We start from the raw sequence: 23,886 nt of genomic DNA on the forward strand, positions 1-23,886 counted from the left end.
CGTGGGGGCGGGATGCCGCGGAGGATACGGGCGAGGGGCGCAGACCGGACAAACCGGTTCGGGATCGTCGGGTAGGGTCGCGCCATGGCACAGACCCCTCCAGGCTGGTATCCCGACCCTTCGCAGCCCGGTCGGCAGCGTTACTTCGACGGCAACCAGTGGACCGAGCACGTTCACGACTCGCAGCAGCCCGCTTCCGGGCAGAGTCCGCAACAGTCGCAGGCGGAGGCCGGTGACCAGCGGGACCGGACACCGTCGCAGGGGCAACCGGTGACCACCGACCCCGCCGGCCGGCAGGCACACCAGGTGCCCTCCCAGGCCCAACCGGTGAACCACATCCCGGCCGAGGGTTACGCCGCACAACAGGCACAGCCGCAGGGTCAGGTGTACGGGCAGGGTGGTCAGCCGCAGCATCAGCAGCCGCAGGGTCAGGTGTACGGGCAGGGTGGCCAGCCGCAGCACCAGCAGCCGCAGGGTCAGGTCTACGGCCAGGGCGGCCAACCGCAGCCGCAGGGCCAGGTGTACGGCCAGGGCGGTCAGCCACAACATCAGCAGCACGGCGGCCAGGTCTACGGCCACCAGCACGCCGGCGCTCCGCCGCAGCAGCCCGAACAGTCGCAGTTGGAGAAGATCGCCGAACTGGACGTCTCCGGCCACCACGACCCGGGGGCCGTCCAGCGGCAGGTCCAGATGGCCGGTGGCGGCCCGACGGTCCAGGGCGGCGGCACGCTGTTCAGCGAACCGGTCCTGGTGGTCAACCAGAAGACGAAGCTGGTCGAGATCAACAACGAGTACTCGGTGTTCAACCAGCACGGCCAGCAGGTCGCGGCGGTGGTGCAGGTCGGCCAGAGCGCCCTGAAGAAGGCGGTCCGCTTCCTCGGCAGCTACGACCAGTTCTTCACGCACAAGCTGGAGGTCCGGGACGGGCACGGCCAGGTGCTGCTGCGTGTCACGCGCCCCCGGAAGGTCTTCAAGTCGCGGATCATCGTCGAACGCGGCGACGGTTCGGCCGTCGGCGAGATCCAGCAGCTCAACATGGTCGGCAAGATCAACTTCTCGATGCAGGTCGACGGTCAGGAGTACGGCCAGATCCGCGGCGAGAACTGGCGGGCGTGGAACTTCGCGATCGTCGACCACACCGGCGCGGAGGTCGCCCGCATCACCAAGACCTTCGAGGGCATCGCCAAGACCCTCTTCACCACGGCCGACAACTACGTGTTGCAGATCCACCGGCCGCTGCAGGAGCCGCTGCGTTCCCTCGTGGTGGCCTCGGCGCTGACCGTGGACACCGCCCTGAAGCAGGACGACCGCGGCCTGGGCTGACGTCACGGCACGGCGGTGCCGTCCCCGGGGCGGGCCGTCGCGCCCACCTGGTGTCGCAGTTCCTCGTCGGGAAGCAGCAACGCGACGACGACCGCCAGCGCCGCCACCACCGCCGCGATCAGGAAGATGTGGTCGAGCGCGGTGACGAACGCCTGTTGCACGGCCTCTCGCAGCGGCGCCGGGAACGCCAGGATCGTCGTGGGGTCCTGCAGCAGCGCGTCACCGCCGGCGGCCTCCTGTTGGGCGGCGAACGCGGCTGCCTCCTCCGGCGGCAACTGCGCCAGCGCCGACGGCAGCGACTCCCGCAGTGAACGGTCGACCTGCGCGGTCATGACGGCGCCCATCGCGGCGACCCCGAACGACCCGCCCAGCGACCGGAAGAACGTGGCCGTCGACGTGCCCGCCCCCAGGTCGGAGGGCGCGACGGAGTTCTGCACCGCCAACACCAGCGGTTGCATGAACATGCCCAGCCCGATACCGAGCACCGCCATGAACGTGAACGTCTGCCACAGCGGCGTGTCGGTGTGGAGGCCGGTGAACAACGCCAATCCGGCGGTACTGAGCACCGCGCCCGCCACGATGAACCACTTGTAGCGTCCGATGTGGCTGATCAGCCGGCCTGACACGATCGACGTGAACACCACGCCCAGCATCATCGGCAACATCATCAGCCCGGAGTCGGTCGGCGAGTAGCCCCGTACCAGTTGCAGGTACATGGGCACGTAGATGATCCCGCCGAACATCGCCACACCCAGCGTGAACGATCCGATGTTGGCCAGGGAGAAGGTGCCGCGCCGGAACAGGCGCAGCGGCAGGATCGGTTCGGCCGCGCGGGTCTGGGCGAACACGAACGCCACCGCCAGCACCGCGCCCGCGACGAACAGCCCGATGATCACGCCCGAGTCCCACGGGTACTGCTCGCCGCCCCACGACGTCGCCAGCAGCAGGCACACCACCGACGTCACCATGAGCACCGCGCCCACGTAGTCGATGCGGTGCGGCCGGCGCGGCGTGTCCACCAGCCGCAACACCCGGGCGATGACGATCATCGCGGCGATCCCGGTCGGCAGGTTGATGTAGAAGATCCACCGCCAGTCGACGTCGGCGAGCCAGCCGCCCAACAACGGACCCGCGACACTGGACGTCCCGAACACCGCGCCGAAGAACCCCTGGTAGCGGCCCCGGTCGCGGGGCGACACCACGTCCGACACGACGGTGAAGGCCAAGGTCATCAACCCGCCGGCGCCGAGGCCCTGCACACCTCGGAAGATCACCAGTTGCAGCATGTTCTGGCTGATCCCGGCCAGCAGCGAACCCAGCAGGAACACCCCGATGGCGAACAACAGGACCGGCCGCCGCCCGTAGATGTCGGACATCTTCCCGTACAGCGGGGTGGACGCGGTGGCGGCGACCAGGTACGCGGTCACGACCCAGGCGTACTGGTCGAGCCCGCCCAGCGACCCCACGATCGTGGGCAGCGCGGTACCGACGATGGTCTGGTCGAGGGCCGCCAGCAGCATCGTGAGCATGAGACCGGCCAGCAGGGCGTAGAACTGCCGGGCGGGCAACGGTCCGGCCGGTGGCGGAGTCATGGAACGACGATAAGCGGAGTGTCCCCGCCGTCAGGCGGTTTCGCGGTAGGCGGTTCAGCCGGTCCACACGTCGTCGAGGAACCGTTCGACGGCTGTGCCCACCTCGGACAGGATCGCGGCGTAGTCGGCCAGCGGCCGGTCGGCGCGCATCAGGCCGTGATCGGCGCCGGGGATCTCGCACACCCGGGGCGTCAGGCCGCGGGCGACGTCACCGTCCCAGGACGGGTCCGCGGTACCGCCGACCAGCATGAACGGTGCAGTGGCACGCTTCAGTCCCGCGACGATCTCGGGGCGGTGCAGCAGCGGCGTGATCCACACGGCCGGGAGGTCGAGGTTCGCCGCGATCAGGCTCGCATAGCTGCCGAGCGACTTGCCGACCAGCAGCGGCCGGTCGAGGCCGGCCAGCGCCGGGTTCACCTGGTCGGCGACCCACTCCTCGGCGCGGATGCCGCCGGTGCCGAGTTCGTCGAAGTCGCGGTGCCAGGACACCGGCACCACCTCGGCGCCGCGTCGCCGCGCAGCGAGCTGCGGTAGGAACATCAGCGGCGAGTACGGCCCGAAGTTCCTGCCCGGGATCACCACCATGTGACGGTCGTCCATGTGTCGAGGGTAGTGGCGGGCGGTCGGGGGCGCGTGCGGGTTTCGCCGACGTCCGTCGCCCCGTGTGGGCGACGGCCAATCCCGCTGTACGCGCCGCCGCGCCTCCGGCTACACTCGATGCCGCAACACCCGCCGCCTTAGCTCAGTCGGCAGAGCGATTCACTCGTAATGAATAGGTCGTCGGTTCGATTCCGACAGGCGGCTCCACGCTTCAACAGCAAGAACGCCCCCGGCACCACACGGTACCGGGGGCGTTTCGCGTGTCAGGGGGCCTAAAGGGGGCCTACACCTCTCCTGCCGCCCCGATCTCGCCTTGGGTGGTCTGAGGCCCACCTTGGGTGGTCTGAGGCCCACGCGAAACCGGACAAACAGGTCAATTCGAGGCATGTCGATCGGCCTGCGGCCACCCAAGGCACTCAACCGGACCAACAGGAATGCGGATCGGTGGCACCGAATCCGTCTCCGGATGTCGAGAATGGGGTGACGGCTCCGTCCCAGGGGCGACGGCGGCCGCAACGGGCCGCGCGACGATCGAGGAGAGACACCATGGCGCTCAAACGGATGGACAACATCGAGATCATCGTCGAAGACCTCGACGCCGTGATCGCGTTCTTCACCGGACTCGGCATGGAACTGGAGGGCACGGCACGTGTCGAGGGCGCCTGGGCGGCCCGCCTCGTCGGGCTCGACGACCAGACCGTCGACATCGCGATGCTGAAGACGCCGGACGGATCCGGCCGGGTCGAGCTGGCCAGGTACGTCAGTCCGGAGCCGGTCCGGAGCCTGCCGGTCAACGCCCCGCCGCACACCCTCGGCATCCGGCGCATCATGTTCGCCGTCGACGACATCGACGAGACGATCGACCGGATGCGGGACCTCGGTGCCGAACTCGTCGGCGAGGTCGTGCAGTTCGAGGACGTCCACCGGTTGTGCTACCTCCGTGGCCCCGAGGGGATCCTCGTCGCACTCGCCGAGGACCTCCGCTGACGCACCTGTCCGCGAGCGGACGGCACCGGGAGGCACGGTCGGTGTTCTGTTCATGGCTGCCGATGCCCGGCCGTCCCGGGTCGACCGGTGTCGGTGTACCCGTGGTGGCGCACGTGTCAGCGGCCGGCGCGTTCCGCTTCGGCCCGCAACCGCGCCTCGCGGACGATTGCAATCTCCAGGTCGTAGCAGCGATCCTTGAGGAACAGGATCTCCCGGCGGTAGTCGCTGAGCAGGTTCTGGATCGCCGCTTCGGTCTCGGCGACGAATTCCGCTTCGGACAGGTACGCCCGGGTGCCCGGCGCTATCCGGCACTGCCAGTTCCGCATTGCGATATTGCGGAACCGCACCATGTTCTGGGAGGTGCGGCCGGTGACGACCATCGTCGCCGGAGGCGGGGGTATCGCTCCGGCGGGGATCTATCTGGCGGGCGCCGAGGCGAAACCCGCCGATATCAAGGGCGGAACGGTCCAGGAGATCCTGGAGAGCATGCAGACCGCTCTCGACACCCTGTGGACCGACATGCAGGACGCCGAACGGGCGATCGCGGCGTATCTGAACACCACCGGCGACGAGGTCGACGGGTATCTTTCCAGTTCGAGTGCCTCGGAGAAGCGGACCATCCTGCCGCATGAACCGGAGGACTCCGTTCCGGACATCACCGACGGTGCCGACGGTATCTCGATCGACCCGGAGGACGACCACTTCCGGCCGCGGGAGTGAGCGGTGGCGAGAATCGGACGGCCGGCCCGGCGAGTAGGGAGACGGAATGCTCAAGCGAGCCGCAGTGACGGGCCTGGCCGGGCTCGCTTTGATCACCGGCTGTACCGGGGGGCCGGAGGATCCGGAACCCTCGCAGTCCGCATCGCCGGAACCGCCGTTGCAGGCGGCGTTGGATGCCGCCGAGTTGTTGACCGTGGCCGAATCCGGTTTCACCGTCGACTCCGGAGACGACGGTGAGACAACCGTGTCCTACGCGATCGTGTTGGAGAACCAGAGCCCCGACCATGCCTCCTTCCAGGTCGGTGTGGACGTCGGTTGGGTCGACGACGCCGGGGAGCCGCTTCCGGTGCTCCCTCCCGCCGGGGACCCGGTACGCGAACACGACGTGAAGTGGATCCCGCCGGGGGAGACCTGGGTGCTCGCCGACGTCGTGGAGGTCGACGGCGAACCCACCGATTTCACCCTGGAGTTCGCCGATGACCCGTCGGTGAATCGCTGGTTCGCGTTCACGCGACTGGTGGGGTACGGCGAACTGGCCGTGACCGACGCGACCGTGCGCGACGGCGCCGACGACCGCACCGCCACCCTGACCGTCGAGTCGACGTTCCCCGAGACGCTCAACGCGGTGAACTTCGCGATGGTGTTCCGCGATGACAGCGGCGCGATCGTCGGTGGCAACAAGACCTACGGTGAGGCCAGCCCGCAGGTGGCACCCGGCACCACCGAGCACGACGTGTACACGCCGGCGTCCGGCATACCCGAGTCGGCGGACATGTCCGCCGTGGAGTATCACGCCCAGTTGACGTGGCGGACGGTGTGGGCGCCGACCGAAGTGAACTGACTCGCGCGGTCGATTCGGGCTATATCCACCCGATCGGTCGTTATGGTGACTGAGGCGGTGGGGGCCGCCTGTCATGTCACACGGGGGGCGGGGTGCCGATGTACGCGCTGGAGACCCAGTTGAAGATCGACTGGGCGAACATGCCGACCTATAACACCGTCATGGCGGTCGCGGCGGGGGCGGGGCTGCTACTGATCGTGGCGTTGATGCGCAAGGTGTTGACCGGGACGGCCGAGGTCGAGCCGGCCGGTTGGGCGTTGGCGTTCGCGACGCTGGGCACCATCCTGACGACCACGGGCCTCCACATGACCCTCACCTGGCCGTTGGCCGCCGGCGGCTTCCCCTTCGACAACATCATCTTCGGTGAACCCGCGCTGGCGTTCGGCGTCATGCTGCTGGCGGCGGCGCTGTTCCTGTGGAAACGCGGCGAGGTGCTGGTGGTCGGCCCGGACCGGGCCGCGATCGTGGCCAAGGTCGCGGGTCCCATCTCGGTTTTCGTCGTCGGCATGGGACTCGCGTGTTTCGGTATCGCGGCGGCGGGCGTGAAGTACCAGTTGTTCGCGGCCCCGCCGGAGGAGCCGATCTCGGGGGCGTTCGCGGACTACCCGCTGGTGGAGGCGATCTTCATCTCCGGCCTGTACGCCCTGGTGGGGCTCGGTGCGTTGCTGGGTCCGTGGGGCCTGCGGAACCGCAGTCGCGGCCTGTTCGGCGCCACCGGGGTCTGCTGGGGGCTGGCCGGCCTGGCGTTCCTGTTGTTCGGCGCGATGAACTTCTTCACCCACATCGGACTCATCGTCAACACGATGTGATCCGGTGTCGGTGGCGGCCGGTACGGTGGCCGCTTCCGAGCGAAGGAGCACCATGACGTTCCAGTGGAGCCTGACGGTCGACTGTGCGGATCCCGCCGCGTTGGCCCGGTTCTGGTCGCTGGCGTTGGGGTACGTGCCGAAACCGCCCCCGGAGGGCTTCGACTCGTGGGAGGCGTGGCTCCTGCGGCACGGTGTACCGGAGGCGGAGTGGGACGACGGCGCCTACCTCTGCGACCCGGAGGGGCGGTTGCCCGGCATTTCCTTTCTCAAGGTGCCCGAGGGGAAGAGCGCCAAGAACCGATGGCACATCGACATTCCCGTCGGGGGTGGACGTGCGGTGCCGGCGGCGCGGCGCTGGCCGAGGGTGGAGGCCGCCGCGGAGCGGCTGGTCGCGGCCGGTGCCGCGATCCTGTCTCGGCACGACGTTGACGGCGTGCCGGATCACCTGGTGATGTCCGACCCGGAGGGCAACGAGTTCTGCCTCGTGTGATGCCGCCGTCGGTCAGCCCGGGGCGGCGCGTCCGTGCCGCCAGTACCCGGTGAAGCTGATCGAGGACTTGGGGACGGACCTCTCGACCAGGTGGCGGCGTAGTTCGGTGACGAGTCCCTGTTCACCGGCGATGAACACGTAGGGCGGTGTGGTGGGCGGCGCGGCCGTGGTCACCGCCTCCAGCGCGAGTCGGCCGGGAACGCGATCGGGGTCGTCGTGGCGGAACAGCCAGTTGACCCGTACCCCCTCGGGCGCGGCCAGTTCCTGGACGTCGTCGAGGCAGGGCAGTTCGAGGAACACGTCGCCGCGCGCGTCGGCGGGCAGGGACGCGACGATGCCCGCGATGGCGGGGAGCGCCGATTCGTCGCCCACGAGCAGGCGGTGGGTCTCGGGGCGGTCGGGCTGGTAGATGAGTCCCTGGTCGAGGATTCCCACGGTGGTGCCGATTGGGGCCTCGGCGGCGAACCGGGCGCCGGGTCCGGCGTGGTCGTCGTGGGTGACGAAGTCGATGTCGAGTTCGGGATCGTCACCGGGCCGGTAGTGACGCACCGTGTAGTTGCGGACCCATGGGCGCCGGTCCTTCGGGGTCATGAGGAACTGCGCGTACCAGAGGGCGTTGGTCCTGGTGGGCAGCGCGAGGGTCTGCTGTCCCTCCCTGGGGAAGAAGAACCGGAACCACTGGTCGTGGCCGAGCGGCCGGAAGTCGGCGAGTCCGGGGCCGCCCAGGGTGACGCGGCGCAGGTGGGGGCTTATCTGGTGGCTCCGCCGGAGTTCGGCGGTGAGGACCTTGGGGTCGGCCGGTCTGGTGGTGCTGGGGCGCGCGGCCACGGTGGCTCCTGGGGCGAGTAGACGGGTACCCGCATATTAGGCATGCCTAACCTAAATTGCAATGCCGGGTCACCACCGTTTCGACCTCCACCACCGCCGCGGGCTCCGGCCCCGGCGACCCGTCCGCCATCGCCTCGCCCACGCCCGGCCCCGGCCCCAGCCGCCACGGCGACCGTAAAGCCTCGGCCACAGGTAGGCCAGCAGGGCGACGAGCAGCACGACCGCGACAAACGTAATCATGTCTGTCCATATACCCGTGGGCCGTCGCGCGGGAACTCCGCCGCCGGACCGACCACGATGGTCACCGGTGCGGCCGGCGGCCGACACCGACCGCTGCGCTTCGGGGTGTGACCGCCAGTTCCCATGCCATCACCCGTCCTGCCATGATGTGCCGGTGACGGTTGGGCGATGAGGAGTGCGTGCGTGGCGGGCATTGAAGACTTCACCGCCGCCATCGCCATCGCCTTCGACCGGCTGAACGACGCCATCGCGGGCATGGAGTCGGCCCGATCGGCCGCCGGGGAATCCGCCACGTCGTTGCAGGCGGCGGGCGCATACGGCGCGGCCGACATCATGGCTCGGGTCGCCGAGGTCATCGGCGAGGCCGTCGACACCCTGGCCACTGGGAAGACGAACACCGAGGAAGCCGCCGCCATCGCACGCGCCGCCATGGAAACCACCGACGGCGGCGATACACCGGCAGGAACGACACCACCACCAGACGGTGGACCACCTGCACCGACACCGACCCGGCCGCATCCCAACGCCGCCGACACGCGGCATGTCGCAGCGGTCCGGCGTATCGGATGGCCCAAGAACGCCCAGGGGCGGACCAACGCGCGGGCGTTGGTGTTCGACAAGAACGGCGAACAAGTCGGCGACGTCTGGAAAGCGACACCCGACGGCGAGGCCAACGACCCCCGCCACTACCGCGAACCCTGGCGCTCCGATGTGCGGTATACGATCCGGTACCACGTGGAAGGCCAGGTGGCGGCCATGATGCGACGAACCGGCATCACCGAGGCAGAGGTGTACCTCAACATTCCCCCGTGCGGTACCCGCGACGATGATTGGTCATACCAGTGTCATGACAACATCAAGAAGATTCTTCCCAAGGGCTACACGATGACGGTGTGGGCGGTGCGGGAACGGGAGGCGCCTACATGGTCGCCGCAGAAGTACACCTACAAAGGCAATGGAGAGGCCCTGGCATGAACGAGGACACCGACTACGCCGTCGTTACGACCGACCCCGAAACGCAGGCGATCATGCGCGCACAGGATCTCGATTCCATCGACCTGGCCCGTTGGGCGGTTTCGCACGGCATGACCCCGCCCGGGTACCGGGAGGGGCAACGAATCCCCGCCATCATCGAGGTATTTCCCCCTGAGAACCCCGAAGGGGTCTACGCCTGGGATGTTCACGAGCTCGACGACGCCGAACTCGGTGAAGGTCTCCCACCCTACGACGACTGACCGGCCGCAACCATCCACATGCGATGTACGCGGTGCCGAAACCCGTACATGATCCGAGACCCCTATGATCTGCCGTGGCGGGTGTCCGCCCTGGCCTCGGGTATGTCGATCGACGTACCGGGTCGTTTCAAGACGGACGCGTGGCCCCGCGCTCGCCGCCCACATGCGTGAGGCATCGAATAACGGCCCCGCGTCCGACTCCGACGGCGTCAGGAACACCGTCTCGGATCGATACCACATGAGCCGTTCTCGGCCGTCGCGTCCGGTCGGGGCATCTATGTAGATCTCCCAGTCCGGCGATTCGTCCGGGGGGGGGCGACGTTCTGGGACTCCGCGAATCTCGCGATGTCCTCCGCGGACTCCATTCGTTGGGCGGCGGCCCAGACCCTGTCATAGACCGCCTGGTCCACCGTCATGACGGGTGGCGGAGGCGTCGGCCCGTCATCGCCGCTGGCCGGTTCGATGACGACACGAAGCGCACGGTCCCAGGCCAGGAGTTGACGGCCTTCGGGGGTGTAGTAGAAGACGACGTCCCAGCCGGTGCCGTCGGGTGGCTCGATGCCGAGTTCGACGGCCAGCGCGTTGGCCTCTCTCGTGCTGAGGTCTTCGACGGCTTGCCACAGGCGCGAGAAGACGTCGCGGTCGGTCTGCATCGCTGAGTCCTCGTCCATTGCCGGTGAACTTCCTTGGCGTCACACCACCGCAGCGGCGAGATCGTCGATGGAGGCCATGCCACACCGTTCCCTCACTGAAGGTGAACGAACCATAGCGGAGTCAGGCTCCGATGTGTACCTCTGTGTCACAATGCCGACACCAGCCACTCGTGGTTCGGTGATCGGGCGCACCGGACGTTCTCCGTCTCCCTCCGCAGGTTGTGGCCGGGCGTCCGCCACGGGTACGTCGATTGACGTACCCGGATCGCGCGCCGACGCCGATGGCGTGGGGCTCGGATCTCCGTAGCGTCGGAACCCTGAACACGCAGCGAAGGGAGTCCGACATGAACACGATCGCCGAACGGGCCGGTTTCACCGCCCCGGCGGTGTTCACCTGGGTGGCGATGCTCGGCTTCGGCGGCATCGCCGTCGAGACCATCGTCATCTATCCGAACGTCTTCCACGACGCGCCCGCGTCGTTGACCCTCGCGACCGAGTTCTTCTCGGTCACCGGCCCGGCGGACTTCTTCCCGCCGATGGGGGCCGCCACCATCGTGGCGTGCCTGGTCGCACTGGTGGCGGCGTGGCGGGTGGCACCGGCGCGGTACTGGCTGCTGGCCGCCCTGGGGAGCCTGGTCGTCGGGGAGTTCCTGTTCTCGATGGTCTACTTCTGGCCGCGCAACGACATCATGTTCGAGGAGGGCATCGCGGTGCACACGGCCGCCTTTCTGCAGGCGACCGCCGACGAGTTCCAGACCGGCCACTGGTTCCGGTTGGCGATGAGCGGCTTCACCGCGACCGCGGGCTTCGTCGCGGCGTTGAAGGCGCACCGCCGTCTCGTGGAGAAGGGGGCCGAACGTGTCGCGCAGGCTGTCTGACCGGCTGGGGATGCCGCTGCTCGGTGTGGTGGGGCTCGCCGCGCTCGCCGCACCCAGGGTGGTCGCCCACGACCTGGACCTGGTGTCGCCGGCGGTGAACTCCGTACTGGTGTTCGCCCCGCTGCTGGCCTGGATCGGGGTGGTGTGGTGGCGGCGGGTTCCGAACCCGTTCGTGACGTTGCTGGCGGTCGGCGTCGTCTACGGTGTCATGCTCGCGGTGATCCACCAGCTGTTGTGGTCCCGGTCGTTCGACGGGGCGCCGCCGGAACTGGGCGGGAACCTGGCGGGGGTGTTGGCGCCCGCCGTGGAGTCGGGCGTGATCCGGGTGTTCGCCTTCGGCGGCAGCCTCGTCACGGGCACACTTGTGGGCGCCGCCACCGGTGCGGTCGCGTGGTTGTTGGCCAAGGCGACGCGCCGGGGCACCGGACCGGAATGAGGAGGGCACCGCTGACCACGCCCGCGGACCACCGTCCGACCACCAGGCGCGACCTGGTGGTGGACGTGGTCCTGGCCGCGCTGGTGTTGGGTGTGGTTACCGCCGCCATCACCGCCGACGTCGCCGACTCGGCGGGCCCGCAACCGGCCGCGTACGCGTTCGGTGCCGGGTTCGCGGCGCTGGTGTTCGCGCGGCACCGCCTGCCGGTGGTCGCGTTGCTGGCGACGGCGGCGCTGCTGGTCCTGTACTACACACAGGACTATCCGGCGATCGGCCTGGCGGTGCCGGTGTCGGTCGTGTTGTACTCGGCGGCCGAGCACGGCCGCCTGTGGTGGGCGGTCGGTACCGCCGCGGTGTTGCAACTGTTGTCGACGGGTTTCCGGATCGCGGAGGGTGACGACCTGGCGTACCTGTTCGGGTTCGAGTTCGCGGGTACCGGCGGCCTGATGGCGGCCGTGATCGCCTTGGGCGACAGTGTCCGGTCACGGCGCGGCTGGCGGGCGGAACTGGTCAAGCAGGCCAACGCCGCCGAACTGGAACGGCGCCGGGAGACCGCGCGACGCATCGAGCAGGAGCGGCTGCGTATCGCCCGCGATCTGCACGACCTGCTGGGGCACACCGTCTCGGTGATCGCCCTGCACACCGATGTGGCACGTGAGGCGTTGCGCGACGACCCGGACACCGCCGAGCGGTCGCTGGCGGCGGCGCGGACGGCGGCGAGTGAGGTGGTCGGGGAGTTGCGGGCGACGTTGCAGGCACTGCGTGGCAGAGACGGCGACGAGGGGCCGGTCCCGGGTCTGAACCGGTTGCCCGAGTTGGTGGAGACGGTCCGCAATGCCGGGATCGAGGTCGAGGTGCGTGTGGAGGGTGAGGCGTCGGCCTTGCCGGCCGTCGCCGACGCGACGGCGTACCGGGTGGTGCAGGAGGCGTTCAGCAACGTGCTGCGGCACTCCGGGGCGCGGCACGTCACGGTGTCGGTCCGGCACCGTCCCTCCGATGTGGAGATAAGGGTCGCCGACGACGGCGTCGGTGCCGATCCGTCGGCGGAGGGCCGGGGCTGGGGGGTCATCGGGATGTCGGAGCGGTTGGCGCTGCTGGGCGGCGGCCTCACCGTCGAGAGCCCCGCAGGGGGCGGGTACACGGTGACCGCCGTCGTGCCCAGAAGGGAGCCGGAGTGACGTCGGTCGATTCCCCTGGGGTCAGGGTCGTCATCGTCGACGACCAGTCACTCGTGCGGGAGGGGCTGCGTGCCCTGCTGGAACGCGCCGAGGACATCACCGTGGTGGGTGAGGCCGGCGACGGCCGGGACGGCGTGGCGGTGGTGTCGGCGGAACGTCCCGACGTGGTGTTGATGGACATCCGGATGCCGGGGACGGACGGGATCGCCGCCACCCGGCAGATCGTCGCCGATCCCGCGCTGGCCGGGGTGAAGGTGGTCGTACTGACCACCTTCGACACCGACCGGCACATCATCGACGCGGTACGGGCCGGCGCGTGCGGGTTCCTGCTGAAGGACGTCACGCCCGACCGGCTCCGCGAGGCGGTGAGGATCGTCGCGGCCGGTGACGCCCTGCTGTCGCCGGCGGTGACGCGGCGGGTGATGCGGGCGGCGGCGGTGGCGCCGACGGGCCTGGCGGCCGAACGCCTGTCGGTGTTGACCGACCGGGAACGGGAGGTGCTGGCCGAGTTGGGCGCCGGCCGCAACAACGAGGAGATCGGGGCGCGGCTGCACATGAGCCCGGCCACGGCCCGCACCCACATCGGCAGGCTGCTGAGCAAACTCGGTGCCCGTGACCGGGCCCAACTCGTCGTGGCCGCCTACGAGACCGGACTGGTGAGGCCGGGCGATCCGGCGTGATCACCGGTGAGCCGGTGCGGCATCCGCCAGCTCTCGGACAACCGTGACGCGTGGAGACTGGTGCCGCCCCCGAAGTACTCGGTGAACTTCATTATCAACGGGTCCCACGCGACGGGGTCGATGTGCCGGGTGCCGGGGATGACGAGGTCGGGGTCGGCGTGCGCCGCCAGGACGCGCAGTTCGAACGCGGTGGCACCCGGCCCCGACAGGGAGTGGGCGGCCACCAGGGCGGTCTCCAGCAGGATCGGGCACTCGGCCACCGCCGCGGCGGCCACCTCGGTGGACGGCCGGGGCGTCAACCCGGCCGCGGTGAACTTGTCGTGGACGTGCCGGTAGCCCTGGGCGGACTTGGTGTCGGGGACCGGGGAGCGACCGGTGGTCATGGCGAGCCGGTCGACGGCCGCGACGAGCCCGGAGGGGACGAGGTTGAGGACGCACCGCCGGGTGCGGTGCAGGTTGACGGCGGTCTGCGACCGGTTCCCCATCCCGATGACGGCGGTGTCACCCAGCCACCACGCCGACGACATCGGCGCCAGGTTGGTGGTGCCGTCGGGGTTCTCGGTGGACAGCAGGATGACGGGGGTGCCGAAGTACAGCACCTTCAGGTCGATGCGGCGGTGTTCGTTTCGCATCCGGCCAGCGTTGCCGCTCGCGGGGCCGTCGGCTGGCGGGAAAACGGCACGGCGTCCGGGTGGACGCGGATTGGCATCCTGGGTGTCCCGTGACGTGAGGAGGACCGGTATGCGTACGACCAGGCCACGGCCGTTCGACATGGAGGAGCGGTATCCGTTCCTGGCGGCGTACCGGCGGACGGCTGTCCGGTTGCATCCGCGCCCCGGGAATCCGGGCGTCACCGACAGTTCCGTGGGCGGTCCGCTGCTGTGGCCGGCCGACGAGCCGTGGCCGGTGTGTGAGGACACCGACCACGACGAGACCCCGTACGCGACGATCGCCGACGTACGGCGGGAACGTCTGCTGATCGCGACGCGGAATCTGGAGCAGGCGCGCGGCGGGGACGGCGCCGCCCACCACGAGGCGTTCCTGGCCCTGCGGCGGTCCAGCCGTGCCCGGGTCCCCGAGGGGTCCGGCGGCGGGTTCATCGGTGTGGCGCAGTTGTTCGCGCGGGACGTCCCGGACCTGCCGCGCCCGGCGGGCACCGACCTGTTGCAGGTGTTGTGGTGCCCGTACACGCATGAGCGGGAGGAGTACCTGCCGTCGGTCCGCCTGGTGTGGCGGGATTCGGCGGCGGTGACCACGCCGATCGAGGACCCGAGCCCCACGGTCTGGGCCGGGGAGCCCGGTTACGTTCCCGAGTCGTGTGTCGTGCACCCGGAACCGGTCCCGGAGTACCCGTTGGCGATGTGGGCCGGCACGCCGACACTCGACGGCCTGGAGGACTACGACGACGAGTGGGCGGTCACGCACGGTTGGAAGGTCGGCGGTTGGGGCGGCTACTGCGGCTACACCGACATCGACCTCCCCGAGTGCGGTTGCGGTGCCGTCACCGAGCCGTTGTTGACGGTGGGCAACGGTGAATGGAGCACCCATGACGGGCGGTGGCGGCCGGTCGAGGACGACGAGTTCACGCCGACGCTCGCGCACCCCACCGACTGGGAGCCGGTACGCACCCACATAGGACGGGCCTACATGATGCAGATCTTCCGTTGCGGCGCCGGATTCGACTGCGCCCCGACGGTACTCATGACCTGACCGGTGGTCGCTCCGATGCGGGGTGGACGGTCCGGGGCATCCTGGGGTGGATCCATCGCTGCGAGGAGGACCGGTATGCGCACGACCAGGCCACGACCGTTCGACATGGAGGAGCGGTACCCGTTCCTGGCGGCGCGCCGGCGGACGGCGACCCGGTTGCATCCACGACCGGGGAATCCGGGCGTGACCGACAGTTCCGTCGGTGGCCCGCTGTTGTGGCCGGCCGACGAAGCGTGGCCGGTGTGCGAGGACACCGACCACTACGACGATCCGCACATGACGGTGGCCGACGTGCGGCGGGAACGGCTCGTGGAGGCGACACGGAGCCTCGGGGCGAAACGCGGTGACGACGTCGCCGCCCTTGAGGCGGAACTCAAGACGTTCTGGGAGAAACGCGGAAAACTCCCGGCGGAGACCCCGCAGCGGTTCGTCGGTGTGGCGCAGTTGTTCGCGCGGGACGTCCCGGACCTGCCGCGCCCGGCGGGCACCGACCTGTTGCAGGTGTTGTGGTGCCCGTACATGCACGCCGACGCGGTCTTCCTGCCGTCGGTCCGGGTGGTGTGGCGGGATTCGGCCGCCGTGGGTGAGGTGATCGACGACCCGACCCCGCAGGTGGTCGTGGGCGACGAGGGTTTCGTGCCGGAATCCTGCACCGTGTGGCCCGAGACCGTCGTGGAGTACCCGCCGGCCGAGTGGTGGGGCGAGACGCTGGCCGCCGATCTCGATGACGACGAGCACGAGGCGGCGATCGCGGACGGCTGGAAGGTCGGCGGCTGGGGCGGGTACTGCGGTGTCACGGACCCCGTCATCCCGGATTGCGCGTGCGGTGCGCCCACCGAGCCGCTGTTCACGGTGGGGAACGGCGAATGGAGCAACGGCTATCCGCTGTGGCGTCCGGTCGAGGACGACGCGTTCACCCGCACACCGGAGCACTTCACCGACTGGGACCCGGTGCGCACCTACATCGGCCGGGGGTACCTGCTGCAGGTGTTCCGCTGCACGACCGGCTTCGACTGCCCGCCCACTGTCGCCATGACGTGACCGGCGCCCTGCGGGTGCCCCGGGGCTCAGCCGACCGCGAACGCGACCCCGGACAGTTCGCCGTGCCACTGGTCGTTGCCTGCGCCGACGCCCTTGCCGCCCAAGGTCACCGGGCAGGTGTTGGTGATGTCCATCGTGGCGTCGTCGGGCGACACGTACACGCGGTCGCCCACGGTGAGTAGGAGGCGCCCGTCGCGTCGCGCGCACCGCACCGGCACCGGCCCGTCGTCCGCTATGGACTCGGTTGCGAAGGCGAGCGCGTTCACCGGCGCGCCGTCGCGGATTCCGGCGATCCGGCAGCTCGGTACACCCCGGTCGGTCTGTAGTTTCCACTGGCCGCCAGGAGTGTCGAAAAGTCCCTTCTGGATGACGTTGGAGTTCGGGGTGACGCCTTCGCCGGTGACCGCGATCCGCGCCGTGAGCTGGAAGTCCGCAGTGCCGGGATTCACCGACGCGGTGTGCGGGAACAGGATCACCGCCTTCCCGCCGTCGGTGTGCGGGAACCGCAGCGCCCGGTCACCGGCCGGGCGCAGTGCCCCGTCCCCGTCGACGGTGATGCAGCCGGAACCGCCCGCCGAGCCGATGTTGCCGAAACAACCGGTGCGCCACGTGCTGCCGGACTGTCCCGCCGGCGCGCCGGAGAAGTCGAAGGCGAGAACGGGCGCGGTGGTCTCGGCCCGGTCGGGGCGGGCCGGTGCCGGGACGTCGGGCCGGGCGGGTGGCGCGAATCCGCCGCCGGTGAGCAGCATTCCGGCCAGCGCGGCGACCGCGACGCGGCGTGCGGTACGGGTACGGTCGAGCATCAGGGCGCTCCCTTCACACCGGGGGATGTGACAGGCCCTTCATCGTGCCGGTGACGGCGGCCGAGTGCCGGGATTTCGCGGGCGTGTCGTGCCCGGCCGGTGACGTGCGGTGGTGTGGCGGGGTACTGTTCCGCCCGGTGATCCGGCGCGGGGAGACGATCACGGCCACCCGTCGTGGCACCCGGTTCGGGGAGGCCGCCCCGGGTACAGTGGCCGCGGATCCGAGGAGGTGGCATGGCGGACACGCCCGCGCCGATCTGGTCGCGGCCGGAACGTGCCGCCACCGGCCGCCCGCCCGAGCACAGCCGCGACGAGATCGCGGCCGCCGCGACGGTGATCGCCGACCGTGAGGGCGTCGAAGCCGTCTCTATGCGGCGGGTCGCGGCGGAACTGGGCACCGGGGCGGCGACCCTCTACCGGTACGTGGTGAGCCGGGACGAACTGCTCGACCTCATGGTCGACGCCGCCGCCTCGGGCTACCGTTTCGCGCCCCCCACCGGCGACTGGGTCGCGGACCTGTTGGACGTCGCCGACCAGTCGCGCCGGATCATGCGCGCCCACCCGTGGCTGCCGGCCCTGACGACACGTCCCCTCTCGCCGGGTCCTCACGGTGTCGCGCTACTGGAACACGCCATGGCGGTCCTCGCCGGCCATCCCGCGACCGCGTCCCGGAAGTTGTCGGGATTCGCGGTGTTCAACGGGGCGGTCGCGATGTTGGTGCGTTACGAGCTGGACGACCGGCCGCAGGACGCGGCGCGCCGGGGGGCGTACCTGCGGGACGCCGTGGCGGCCGGTGACCGTCCCCATCTGGCGGCGGTGCTCGCCGCCGCTGACCCGGCCGACTCCGCCGACCGGTTCCACGACGTCCTCAGGGGCATCCTGCACGGCCTGCTGGGAGTGGCCGGGTAACCGGATCGCGCGGACGGCGTCCAGTACCGACGCCACCAGCCGGTCGTTCTCGGCGGCGCCACCGCCGCCCGGCGGCATCGGGAACCTGCGGCGGACGTATCCGTAGGCGATACCGGTGGCGGGGTCGGCGAACGCCTGCGAACCGGCCGCACCGGAGTGACCGAACGCGGTGTCGCCCAGTCCCGGGTAGCGGGCCGCCGGTGGCCGCTCGAACCCGAGTCCGAAGTGGTCTGTCTCCTCGGTCACCAGGTCGGTTCCGGGCGTGGCGAGCCGGGCGAACCGTGCCACGGTCTCGGGGGCCAGCAGTCCCGGCCGCCCGGGGGCTCCCAGGGCCACCGCGTACATGCCGGCGGCACCTCGCGCGTTCCCGACCGCGCCCGCGGAGGACTGGCCGAGTGCGCGGGTCCGCCGCCGGTTCGCGAACTCCGACAGGTCGGTCGCGGTGGGACCGTTGGCGTTGAACGCGACACCGAGCAGGGTCTCCAGTGGACGCGGCGGTGGGGCCTGCCGGTTCACCGGCAGCATCGGCCGTACCGGCACGAACCGGTGTTCCCGGTCCTCGGGAAGCCCGAGGTGGAGGTCGAGTCCGTACGGGGCCCTCACCCGCGCCTCAAACCACTCCTGTATGGAGCGTCCGGTGGCGCGCCGCACCACCTCCCCGGTCAGCGCGCCGATCGTGAAGGCGTGGTAGCCGTATCCGGTGCCCGGCCGCCAGAACGGGCGTTGCCGGGCCAGGCGCTCGGCGATGACGCGGTCGTCGGCGAGTTCGTCCATGCTGAAGCCACCGGTGACACCGATCAGGCCGGCCCGGTGTTCCAGCAGTTGCCGCAGTGTCAGTTCCGCCTTGCCGTGTGCGGCGAACTCAGGCCAGTGGTCGGTGACGCGCCGGTCGAGTGCCAGGACGCCGTCCTGCACCAGCAGCGCGACCACCAGATGCGCGGCGCCCTTCCCGATGGAGAAGACGCCGGTCAGCGAGTCGCCGCGCAGTGCCCCGGCGGCGAGGTCGACGACCAGCGCTCCCCGGTGGTACACCGCCAGTTGGGCGCCGGCGTCGTGTGTCTCCTCCGCCATGGCGGCGGCGAACTCGGCGCGCACGCCGGCGAATTCGGGGGTGGTGGTCCCGTGGATCTCGAAGGGCGGGTTCACGGCGGCTCCTCTGCTGTCGCGTGCCTCAACCCGCCCGGTGCCCGCCGTGATTCCCGGGGTGTCGCCCGGCACGGCTCAGTCCCCGGCCGGGATCCGCCGGTACTCCTGGCGGCCGTCCCGGTCGCGCACGATCAGGCCGAGCCCCTGTAGTTCGTCGAGGAGGTCGGCGGCGGTGCCCTCGCGGTCGTCGGTGAGTGCCCGGGAACGGCGGCGCAGCAACGTGTTCGCCCGGTCGTCGAGGCCGGGCATCCCGTCGACCCAGCGCCGGAAGTCGGCGGCGTAGGGGTCTCCGCCGTCCCGCCACGGGTAACCGAACCGGGTGAACGCCCGCCGCAGTCGTTCCGCGCTCAGGTCGGCGGCGTCGCCGTGCCCGAGTCGCCGGGTCGCGGCGTCGAGGAACACCAGTTCGCGGCCGTCCTTGAAGACGGCGCCGACGGCGTCGCGGGCGATGTGCCGCTCGTTCTTCTTCTGCGACAACCTGACCGCCGACGGTGTGACGGTGACCTTCAGGGTGTCGTGGACCGTCGCGTGTGCGAGCCACAGGCCGACGAGGACGCCCAGGACCGTGGTCGCGGCGACCGCCCAGCCGGTGGGGAGCTGCGCGAGCAGCCGCAACGGCCCGGGTGCGCCGCCCAGCGCGTCCACCGCCCAGTCCACCAGCGGTCGTACCGTGAATCCGAGCCCCACACCGATGACGGCCGCGCCGAGGCCCAGCAGCCACGGCCACACCGCGGGTATGCGGATCGTCTCGGATTCGGGCTCGGTGGCGTCGCCGGTCATGTGTCTCCCCTTCCGCGCGTGAGGTTATCGGGTGAGGTGGACGACGCGCGGCGCGGAGGCTAGCCGAGAACTAGCGCGGACCTATCCGGCCGTTTCTAGCGTGGTGGCATGTCACAGGATCCGTTGGCCGACGTGGAGGCCATGCTCATGGAGGCCCGCAAACGGGCCGAGGCACAGGACGACGCGAACCGTCGCTTCGACGAGGAGCTGGCGGAGTTGCGGGTCGTCGGCGAGAACGACACGGGGACCGTGAAGGTCGAGGTGGACGTGAACGGGGCGTTGCGCCGCATGTTCATCCACGACCGCGCGATGAAGCAGTCCGGCGACAAGCTGCGGGACGAGATCATGCGCGGTGTCGTCGCGGCGCAGCAGCACATCGCCGTGAAGGTCGAGGAGATCACCGTCCGCGAGTTCGGGGCCGGTTCGGCGACCGCGCAACACTTCACCGCCTTCTACGCCGACCGGTTCGGCAAGGCGAAGCGGTGAGGGGACGGCCGTGACGAACACCCTGAACATCCGTCCCGGTGACCTGTCGGCGCACGGCGACGCGATCCACTACCTGGCCGGCGAGTACGACAAGCCGGTGTCGGCGGCGCGGCAGGCCGCGGAAGCCGCGACCACCGACGCCTTCGAGTTGAGCCCGATCGCCCGGAGTGCCCTGACCCTGGTGTTGCAGGGTGCCCCGAAGGCGACAGCCGACGCGGTGAGTCTGACGCAACTGGGCGTGCGGCGTTACGCGATCGCCGCCAAGGCCGTGTCGAAGGGCCTGTCGGCCGAAGATGAGAACGCGTCGGCCGTCATCGCCGGCAGCCTCGCGCATTCGGTGCTTCCGTTCGGGACGTCGGGCTCGTTGAGCGCCGAACGCACTGGCGCGCAACTGGGATTGGACTCCAAGGTGCCCACCGACCTCACCGTGGAGGTCGATTACGGACACCTGTTGTCCCAGGACGACGCCAAACGCATCGGGCCGGACTGGATGGACAAGGTCATCGACCTCTTGCCGGGCGACTACATGCCGGGCGTCCGCAAGAACGGCAGCTGGCTCAACGGTTCGGGCATCGTCGAGACGATCGCCACCGCTCTGGGAACCGCGCAGGATCCCTCGGTGGTCGGGTTGCTGACCGACATGGGCGATGTCGCCAGCGACATCAAGGGGGCGTTCGATTCACCGGTCAACACCGTGCTGACGGCGGCGATCGGTTGGATATACGAGCACATCGAGCCGTTGCCGTCGCAGCTCGACATGGTGGCGGGCAGCGGCATGGTGTGGGAGGCGCACGCCAAGACCTGGAAGAACATCGGTTGGTCGGTCTGGACTTTGGGGGAACAGGTGGAGACCCGGCTGACCACTGATCTTCGGGGGCAACAGTCCGAGGCGGTGCAGGCGTACTTCCGGTCGTTCGGTTCGGGCAGGCAGGCGATCGCCCGGCTCGGTGAGAACTGCAACCAGATGGCGGGGGTCATGAGCGACTGCGCGCTGTTGACCGACGCGTTGCGGGACTTCGTCCGGGGAGTGCTCACCCAGGTGATCGCCGACATCATCCAGTACTTCCTGCGAATCAAGGGATTCATGAAGTTCCCCGGGGTCGGTGGCAACGAGGACGCCATGGTCCGCTCCTACGCCAGGCAGCTGGCGGGGAACTACGGCATGCTGATCGAGAAGTTCATCCGCCGGGCGGTCGTGGTCTATAAGCAACTGGCCGGAAAGCTTGAGACGGTCAGGGCGGAGACGCAGGAGATCACCCGGTTGTGGCAGCAGGCGTCGCCGCAGCTGGCGTGAGATCAGGCCGCCGTGCCGAACCGGGGGCCCGGGTCCTCCCGCCCCGATTCGGCCCGGAGGGTGGCCACCGCGACGCGGCGGTGGCCGCATTCACACCGCTGGTATGCGACCAGGCCGTCGCTGGTGTGGTGTGCGGATTCGACGAACCATTCGTGTTGATGTCTTCCGGCCATGCCCGCAGTATGTTGTAATCCTTCAATGCATCTCAACCCTTACGGCAAGGACGCGGTGGTGTTGGCGGTCGGGTTGGTCAACGACCCGCCCGCCGACGTGGCCGGACTCGTGGACCGCTGTACCGGGGCCGGTCTCGTGTTGGAACGTACCGCGACCGGCGGCGACCTCGCCGCCGTACGGGACTTCCTGGCCGACTGGTGCGAGGTCGTCGACACCTCGGAGGCCGCCGCGCGGGCACGCCTGCTGAACCGGTTGCTGGCCGAGTACGCCGCCGCGCCCAGACTGACCGACCACGTCGGGACCGGTTGGCACCTGCACTTCCGCTCGGAGGACCTGCCGGTGCGCGGCCAGCTCGCCGCGTTGATCTCGGTGGGCACCGCCCTGCACCTGGCCGGCCGTGGCATGGACCGGCTCGGCCGGTGCGCCGCCGAGGGCTGCGACCGGGTGTTCGCCGACGTCTCCCGCAACGGCCGGCAACGGTACTGTTCCCCTGCCTGCGGCAACCGGGACGCCGTCCGGCGGCACCGCGCCCGGACCCGGGCCGAGACCGGTTGACGGACGACGGTGTTGCCCACCGGTGGCCGAACCGATACGCTGCGATGTGGACGCCGCCGGAACCGTTGCCCGGCAGGCATTTCACGGATCGAGGGGAGCGCCGATGACCGTTTCGGACCAGGCGGGGGCCGTACCACCCGGGGTGGACCCGACGGTGCCGACCACCGCGCGGCTGTACGACGCCCTGCTGGGCGGCACAGACAACTTCGAGGTGGACCGGGCCGCGGCGGAGGTGTTCGCCGCGCACATCCCACAGGCGACCGAGTGCGCCTGGGACAACCGCAACGCCCTCATCCGGGGTGTCCGCTACCTGGTGCGGGAGGCGGGCATCGACCAGCTCCTCGACATCGGTTGCGGACTGCCCACCAACCAGAACACCCACCAGGTCGCCCAGGAGATCAACCCGGCCGCGCGAGTAGCCTATGTGGACCATGACCCGATGGTGCGTGAACACGTGAAGGTGCTGCTCCCCGACGACGGCACGACCACGGTGGTGACGGCGGACCTACGTGAGCCGCAGGTGATCCTCGACCACCCCGATATAACGTCCTTCCTGGACTTCGACCGCCCGGTCGGCCTCATGATCATCGGCATGATCATGCAGATCAGCGACGAGGAACGGCCGAACGACATCATCGCGACGCTCATGGACGCCCTGCCGTCCGGGAGCCACCTGTTCATCACGTCCTGGCCCGACACCGGCCTGCCGTCGCAGGCGGCCCTGTCCCGGGCCTGTATCGAGACGCTCGGGAACGGCTGGATGCGGCCGGTGGAGGACCTGAAGGCCCACTTCCTGGGCATGGAACTGGTGCCGCCGGGCCTGGAGTACCTCGCCCGGTGGTTCCCGGAGACGCCCGACGCCCCGAAACGGGATCTGTCCGAACTGGAGCCGCACGAACTGACCCAGATGGCCGGGATCGCCCGCAAGGCGTGACGCGCTCCATCCCTGTCGGGTGCGGGATGACGAAGGTGGGAGCGGATGTCCGAGTACGATCCCGTCGGCTGGGACGACGACGAGGCGTCTACAGAGGATTCGGATCGGCGTCGCACGGTCGGCGGGCGTCGCGGTGCCGCCCCGGGGTCGAAGGAGGAGACGGTCATGATCGTGTCGGCCGACCCGGGATGGCGGGTGCGCATCGACGGGGACGGGGACACCGTGGTTCTCGCGGTCGGTGCGTGGCTCTACGAGGACGAGGAGGCTTGGCCGCTGGTCGTCCAGCCACATCGCAAGACGCTCGACGAACCGCCCGGCGAGTACGTCATCCTGCAACCCGGTGAACCGGACGACGCCGAGTTCTGACCCGAGTGGTGCGGGGAGGGGTGGGGGTGTGGATTCCGATTCGGATCCCGAGCGCCGCCGGGGATCGTCCTACCCACCCCTCCTGACCGCGAGCGTCCGCTGTAGACGGCTCAGGCCGGCCCACTCCCGGAGAATCATACACGTGTTCGAATGACGGGATGGCGGGGTACCGCCGTCGCACCCGATGGGTAGCGTCGC

At 69.8% G+C, this 23,886-nt stretch carries 29 protein-coding genes, 1 tRNA gene and 1 pseudogene; 21 read left to right on the top strand and 10 right to left on the bottom strand.

Annotation, left to right across the window (positions count from 1 at the left end):
- The first annotated feature begins 84 nt into the window (after positions 1-84).
- Positions 85-1,323, top strand: a complete 1,239-nt coding sequence (locus LX16_RS27595; protein WP_147138623.1) for an LURP-one-related family protein — start codon at positions 85-87, stop codon at positions 1,321-1,323.
- Positions 1,324-1,325: 2 nt separating this feature from the next.
- On the opposite strand, the gene LX16_RS13125 is transcribed toward LX16_RS27595, so the two are convergent.
- Together LX16_RS13125 and LX16_RS13130 are read right to left on the bottom strand one after the other, a co-directional pair.
- Entirely contained in the window at positions 1,326-2,915 is a 1,590-nt protein-coding gene (locus LX16_RS13125) for an MDR family MFS transporter (protein ID WP_147138625.1), read from the bottom strand.
- Positions 2,916-2,969: 54 nt separating this feature from the next.
- On the bottom strand, positions 2,970-3,515 hold the full coding sequence (locus LX16_RS13130) for an alpha/beta hydrolase (protein WP_147138627.1): 546 nt from the start codon (positions 3,513-3,515) through the stop codon (positions 2,970-2,972).
- 131 nt (positions 3,516-3,646) lie between these two features.
- Here LX16_RS13130 and LX16_RS13135 point away from each other — a divergent pair.
- Both LX16_RS13135 and LX16_RS13140 read left to right on the top strand, forming a co-directional pair.
- Positions 3,647-3,722 (top strand) — tRNA-Thr (locus LX16_RS13135).
- 339 nt (positions 3,723-4,061) lie between these two features.
- The gene (locus tag LX16_RS13140; RefSeq protein ID WP_211354492.1) at positions 4,062-4,502 is read left to right on the top strand and encodes a VOC family protein; all 441 of its coding nucleotides are present in this window, start codon (positions 4,062-4,064) and stop codon (positions 4,500-4,502) included.
- Between the two features lie 116 nt (positions 4,503-4,618).
- Here LX16_RS13140 and LX16_RS13145 read toward each other — a convergent pair whose 3' ends face one another.
- A complete protein-coding gene (locus LX16_RS13145) occupies positions 4,619-4,828 on the bottom strand; it encodes a hypothetical protein (protein ID WP_147138629.1) in 210 nt (69 codons plus the stop codon).
- Positions 4,829-4,871: 43 nt separating this feature from the next.
- Here LX16_RS13145 and LX16_RS13150 point away from each other — a divergent pair, with 43 nt between their 5' ends.
- The 4 genes from LX16_RS13150 to LX16_RS13165 all read left to right on the top strand — a co-directional run bounded on the left by LX16_RS13150 (position 4,872) and on the right by LX16_RS13165 (position 7,362).
- Complete coding sequence (locus tag LX16_RS13150; RefSeq protein ID WP_147138631.1) at positions 4,872-5,222, top strand: hypothetical protein; 351 nt, start codon at positions 4,872-4,874, stop codon at positions 5,220-5,222.
- A 46-nt stretch (positions 5,223-5,268) separates the two neighbouring features.
- The gene (locus LX16_RS13155) at positions 5,269-6,063 is read left to right on the top strand and encodes a hypothetical protein (RefSeq protein WP_147138633.1); all 795 of its coding nucleotides are present in this window, start codon (positions 5,269-5,271) and stop codon (positions 6,061-6,063) included.
- 98 nt (positions 6,064-6,161) lie between these two features.
- Complete coding sequence (locus LX16_RS13160) at positions 6,162-6,872, top strand: DUF981 family protein (protein WP_147140752.1); 711 nt, start codon at positions 6,162-6,164, stop codon at positions 6,870-6,872.
- A gap of 52 nt (positions 6,873-6,924) precedes the next feature.
- A complete protein-coding gene (locus LX16_RS13165; protein WP_147138635.1) occupies positions 6,925-7,362 on the top strand; it encodes a VOC family protein in 438 nt (145 codons plus the stop codon).
- A 12-nt stretch (positions 7,363-7,374) separates the two neighbouring features.
- On the opposite strand, the gene LX16_RS13170 is transcribed toward LX16_RS13165, so the two are convergent.
- A complete protein-coding gene (locus tag LX16_RS13170) occupies positions 7,375-8,190 on the bottom strand; it encodes a siderophore-interacting protein (RefSeq protein ID WP_147138637.1) in 816 nt (271 codons plus the stop codon).
- Between the two features lie 423 nt (positions 8,191-8,613).
- Here LX16_RS13170 and LX16_RS13180 point away from each other — a divergent pair, with 423 nt between their 5' ends.
- Positions 8,614-9,405: a DddA-like double-stranded DNA deaminase toxin gene (locus tag LX16_RS13180; RefSeq protein WP_158645586.1), complete on the top strand. Its 792-nt coding sequence runs from the start codon at positions 8,614-8,616 to the stop codon at positions 9,403-9,405.
- Positions 9,402-9,665: a hypothetical protein gene (locus LX16_RS13185; protein WP_147138642.1), complete on the top strand. Its 264-nt coding sequence runs from the start codon at positions 9,402-9,404 to the stop codon at positions 9,663-9,665. Before LX16_RS13180 ends, LX16_RS13185 begins: the two co-directional genes overlap by 4 nt.
- A gap of 275 nt (positions 9,666-9,940) precedes the next feature.
- On the opposite strand, the gene LX16_RS13190 is transcribed toward LX16_RS13185, so the two are convergent.
- The gene (locus LX16_RS13190) at positions 9,941-10,336 is read right to left on the bottom strand and encodes a hypothetical protein (RefSeq protein WP_147138643.1); all 396 of its coding nucleotides are present in this window, start codon (positions 10,334-10,336) and stop codon (positions 9,941-9,943) included.
- A gap of 326 nt (positions 10,337-10,662) precedes the next feature.
- Here LX16_RS13190 and LX16_RS13195 point away from each other — a divergent pair, with 326 nt between their 5' ends.
- The 4 genes from LX16_RS13195 to LX16_RS13210 are packed head-to-tail and all read left to right on the top strand — an operon-like array spanning position 10,663 to position 13,490.
- Positions 10,663-11,196 (top strand): DUF1772 domain-containing protein, encoded by a 534-nt coding sequence (locus LX16_RS13195; RefSeq protein ID WP_147138645.1) that lies wholly within the window; start codon positions 10,663-10,665, stop codon positions 11,194-11,196.
- Entirely contained in the window at positions 11,177-11,632 is a 456-nt protein-coding gene (locus tag LX16_RS13200; RefSeq protein ID WP_211354494.1) for a hypothetical protein, read from the top strand. The genes LX16_RS13195 and LX16_RS13200 overlap by 20 nt, the downstream gene beginning before the upstream one ends.
- Positions 11,629-12,810, top strand: a complete 1,182-nt coding sequence (locus LX16_RS13205) for a sensor histidine kinase (RefSeq protein ID WP_147138647.1) — start codon at positions 11,629-11,631, stop codon at positions 12,808-12,810. The genes LX16_RS13200 and LX16_RS13205 overlap by 4 nt, the downstream gene beginning before the upstream one ends.
- Positions 12,807-13,490, top strand: coding sequence for a response regulator transcription factor (locus tag LX16_RS13210; RefSeq protein WP_147138649.1), 684 nt, complete (start codon positions 12,807-12,809; stop codon positions 13,488-13,490). The genes LX16_RS13205 and LX16_RS13210 overlap by 4 nt, the downstream gene beginning before the upstream one ends.
- On the opposite strand, the gene LX16_RS13215 is transcribed toward LX16_RS13210, so the two are convergent.
- On the bottom strand, positions 13,451-14,122 hold the full coding sequence (locus tag LX16_RS13215; RefSeq protein WP_147138652.1) for a flavin reductase family protein: 672 nt from the start codon (positions 14,120-14,122) through the stop codon (positions 13,451-13,453). The two genes, LX16_RS13210 and LX16_RS13215, sit on opposite strands and share 40 nt — an antisense overlap.
- A gap of 109 nt (positions 14,123-14,231) precedes the next feature.
- Between LX16_RS13215 and LX16_RS13220 the strand changes: the two genes are divergently transcribed.
- On the top strand, positions 14,232-15,200 hold the full coding sequence (locus LX16_RS13220; RefSeq protein ID WP_147138654.1) for a hypothetical protein: 969 nt from the start codon (positions 14,232-14,234) through the stop codon (positions 15,198-15,200).
- A gap of 75 nt (positions 15,201-15,275) precedes the next feature.
- A complete protein-coding gene (locus tag LX16_RS13225) occupies positions 15,276-16,241 on the top strand; it encodes a hypothetical protein (RefSeq protein WP_147138656.1) in 966 nt (321 codons plus the stop codon).
- A 26-nt stretch (positions 16,242-16,267) separates the two neighbouring features.
- Here LX16_RS13225 and LX16_RS13230 read toward each other — a convergent pair whose 3' ends face one another.
- Positions 16,268-17,044 carry a hypothetical protein gene (locus LX16_RS13230; protein WP_147138658.1) on the bottom strand — a complete coding sequence of 259 codons (777 nt, stop codon included), beginning with the start codon at positions 17,042-17,044 and terminating at the stop codon, positions 16,268-16,270.
- A gap of 234 nt (positions 17,045-17,278) precedes the next feature.
- Here LX16_RS13230 and LX16_RS13235 point away from each other — a divergent pair, with 234 nt between their 5' ends.
- Positions 17,279-17,953, top strand: a complete 675-nt coding sequence (locus LX16_RS13235; protein ID WP_147138660.1) for a TetR/AcrR family transcriptional regulator — start codon at positions 17,279-17,281, stop codon at positions 17,951-17,953.
- A 42-nt stretch (positions 17,954-17,995) separates the two neighbouring features.
- On the opposite strand, the pseudogene LX16_RS27600 reads toward LX16_RS13235, so the two are convergent.
- Both LX16_RS27600 and LX16_RS13245 read right to left on the bottom strand, forming a co-directional pair.
- Positions 17,996-19,024, bottom strand: a pseudogene (locus tag LX16_RS27600) (serine hydrolase domain-containing protein); the annotation flags it as partial.
- A 150-nt stretch (positions 19,025-19,174) separates the two neighbouring features.
- Entirely contained in the window at positions 19,175-19,879 is a 705-nt protein-coding gene (locus LX16_RS13245; protein ID WP_211354495.1) for a YqeB family protein, read from the bottom strand.
- Between the two features lie 108 nt (positions 19,880-19,987).
- Between LX16_RS13245 and LX16_RS13250 the strand changes: the two genes are divergently transcribed.
- Both LX16_RS13250 and LX16_RS13255 read left to right on the top strand, forming a co-directional pair.
- Positions 19,988-20,365 carry a YbaB/EbfC family nucleoid-associated protein gene (locus tag LX16_RS13250; protein WP_147138662.1) on the top strand — a complete coding sequence of 126 codons (378 nt, stop codon included), beginning with the start codon at positions 19,988-19,990 and terminating at the stop codon, positions 20,363-20,365.
- 10 nt (positions 20,366-20,375) lie between these two features.
- On the top strand, positions 20,376-21,659 hold the full coding sequence (locus tag LX16_RS13255; protein WP_147138663.1) for a hypothetical protein: 1,284 nt from the start codon (positions 20,376-20,378) through the stop codon (positions 21,657-21,659).
- A 2-nt stretch (positions 21,660-21,661) separates the two neighbouring features.
- Here LX16_RS13255 and LX16_RS26900 read toward each other — a convergent pair whose 3' ends face one another.
- Positions 21,662-21,832, bottom strand: a complete 171-nt coding sequence (locus tag LX16_RS26900; protein WP_170283858.1) for a hypothetical protein — start codon at positions 21,830-21,832, stop codon at positions 21,662-21,664.
- Positions 21,833-21,857: 25 nt separating this feature from the next.
- On the opposite strand from LX16_RS26900, the gene LX16_RS13260 reads away from it, so the two are divergent.
- The 3 genes from LX16_RS13260 (at position 21,858) to LX16_RS13270 (ending at position 23,688) form a co-directional block, all read left to right on the top strand.
- Positions 21,858-22,388 (top strand): CGNR zinc finger domain-containing protein, encoded by a 531-nt coding sequence (locus LX16_RS13260; RefSeq protein WP_147138665.1) that lies wholly within the window; start codon positions 21,858-21,860, stop codon positions 22,386-22,388.
- Between the two features lie 103 nt (positions 22,389-22,491).
- Entirely contained in the window at positions 22,492-23,322 is an 831-nt protein-coding gene (locus tag LX16_RS13265; protein WP_147138668.1) for an SAM-dependent methyltransferase, read from the top strand.
- A gap of 45 nt (positions 23,323-23,367) precedes the next feature.
- Positions 23,368-23,688 (top strand): hypothetical protein, encoded by a 321-nt coding sequence (locus LX16_RS13270; RefSeq protein ID WP_147138669.1) that lies wholly within the window; start codon positions 23,368-23,370, stop codon positions 23,686-23,688.
- Positions 23,689-23,886 lie beyond the last annotated feature (198 nt).

The sequence above is a fragment of the Stackebrandtia albiflava genome (assembly GCF_007994225.1).
GTDB classification, from domain to species: Bacteria; Actinomycetota; Actinomycetes; order Mycobacteriales; family Micromonosporaceae; genus Stackebrandtia; species Stackebrandtia albiflava.

Coding starts and splice junctions, on each gene's coding strand:
- LX16_RS13230 (WP_147138658.1), bottom strand. CDS start 17,044: ATGCTCGACCGTACCCGTACCGCACGCCGCGTCGCGGTCGCCGCGCTG.
- LX16_RS13165 (WP_147138635.1), top strand. CDS start 6,925: ATGACGTTCCAGTGGAGCCTGACGGTCGACTGTGCGGATCCCGCCGCG.
- LX16_RS13155 (WP_147138633.1), top strand. CDS start 5,269: ATGCTCAAGCGAGCCGCAGTGACGGGCCTGGCCGGGCTCGCTTTGATC.
- LX16_RS13270 (WP_147138669.1), top strand. CDS start 23,368: ATGTCCGAGTACGATCCCGTCGGCTGGGACGACGACGAGGCGTCTACA.
- LX16_RS13145 (WP_147138629.1), bottom strand. CDS start 4,828: ATGCGGAACTGGCAGTGCCGGATAGCGCCGGGCACCCGGGCGTACCTG.
- LX16_RS13260 (WP_147138665.1), top strand. CDS start 21,858: ATGCATCTCAACCCTTACGGCAAGGACGCGGTGGTGTTGGCGGTCGGG.
- LX16_RS13265 (WP_147138668.1), top strand. CDS start 22,492: ATGACCGTTTCGGACCAGGCGGGGGCCGTACCACCCGGGGTGGACCCG.
- LX16_RS13190 (WP_147138643.1), bottom strand. CDS start 10,336: ATGGACGAGGACTCAGCGATGCAGACCGACCGCGACGTCTTCTCGCGC.
- LX16_RS13195 (WP_147138645.1), top strand. CDS start 10,663: ATGAACACGATCGCCGAACGGGCCGGTTTCACCGCCCCGGCGGTGTTC.
- LX16_RS13225 (WP_147138656.1), top strand. CDS start 15,276: ATGCGCACGACCAGGCCACGACCGTTCGACATGGAGGAGCGGTACCCG.
- LX16_RS13250 (WP_147138662.1), top strand. CDS start 19,988: ATGTCACAGGATCCGTTGGCCGACGTGGAGGCCATGCTCATGGAGGCC.
- LX16_RS13140 (WP_211354492.1), top strand. CDS start 4,062: ATGGCGCTCAAACGGATGGACAACATCGAGATCATCGTCGAAGACCTC.
- LX16_RS13205 (WP_147138647.1), top strand. CDS start 11,629: ATGAGGAGGGCACCGCTGACCACGCCCGCGGACCACCGTCCGACCACC.
- LX16_RS13235 (WP_147138660.1), top strand. CDS start 17,279: ATGGCGGACACGCCCGCGCCGATCTGGTCGCGGCCGGAACGTGCCGCC.
- LX16_RS13220 (WP_147138654.1), top strand. CDS start 14,232: ATGCGTACGACCAGGCCACGGCCGTTCGACATGGAGGAGCGGTATCCG.
- LX16_RS27595 (WP_147138623.1), top strand. CDS start 85: ATGGCACAGACCCCTCCAGGCTGGTATCCCGACCCTTCGCAGCCCGGT.
- LX16_RS13215 (WP_147138652.1), bottom strand. CDS start 14,122: ATGCGAAACGAACACCGCCGCATCGACCTGAAGGTGCTGTACTTCGGC.
- LX16_RS26900 (WP_170283858.1), bottom strand. CDS start 21,832: ATGGCCGGAAGACATCAACACGAATGGTTCGTCGAATCCGCACACCAC.
- LX16_RS13130 (WP_147138627.1), bottom strand. CDS start 3,515: ATGGACGACCGTCACATGGTGGTGATCCCGGGCAGGAACTTCGGGCCG.
- LX16_RS13185 (WP_147138642.1), top strand. CDS start 9,402: ATGAACGAGGACACCGACTACGCCGTCGTTACGACCGACCCCGAAACG.
- LX16_RS13245 (WP_211354495.1), bottom strand. CDS start 19,879: ATGACCGGCGACGCCACCGAGCCCGAATCCGAGACGATCCGCATACCC.
- LX16_RS13125 (WP_147138625.1), bottom strand. CDS start 2,915: ATGACTCCGCCACCGGCCGGACCGTTGCCCGCCCGGCAGTTCTACGCC.
- LX16_RS13160 (WP_147140752.1), top strand. CDS start 6,162: ATGTACGCGCTGGAGACCCAGTTGAAGATCGACTGGGCGAACATGCCG.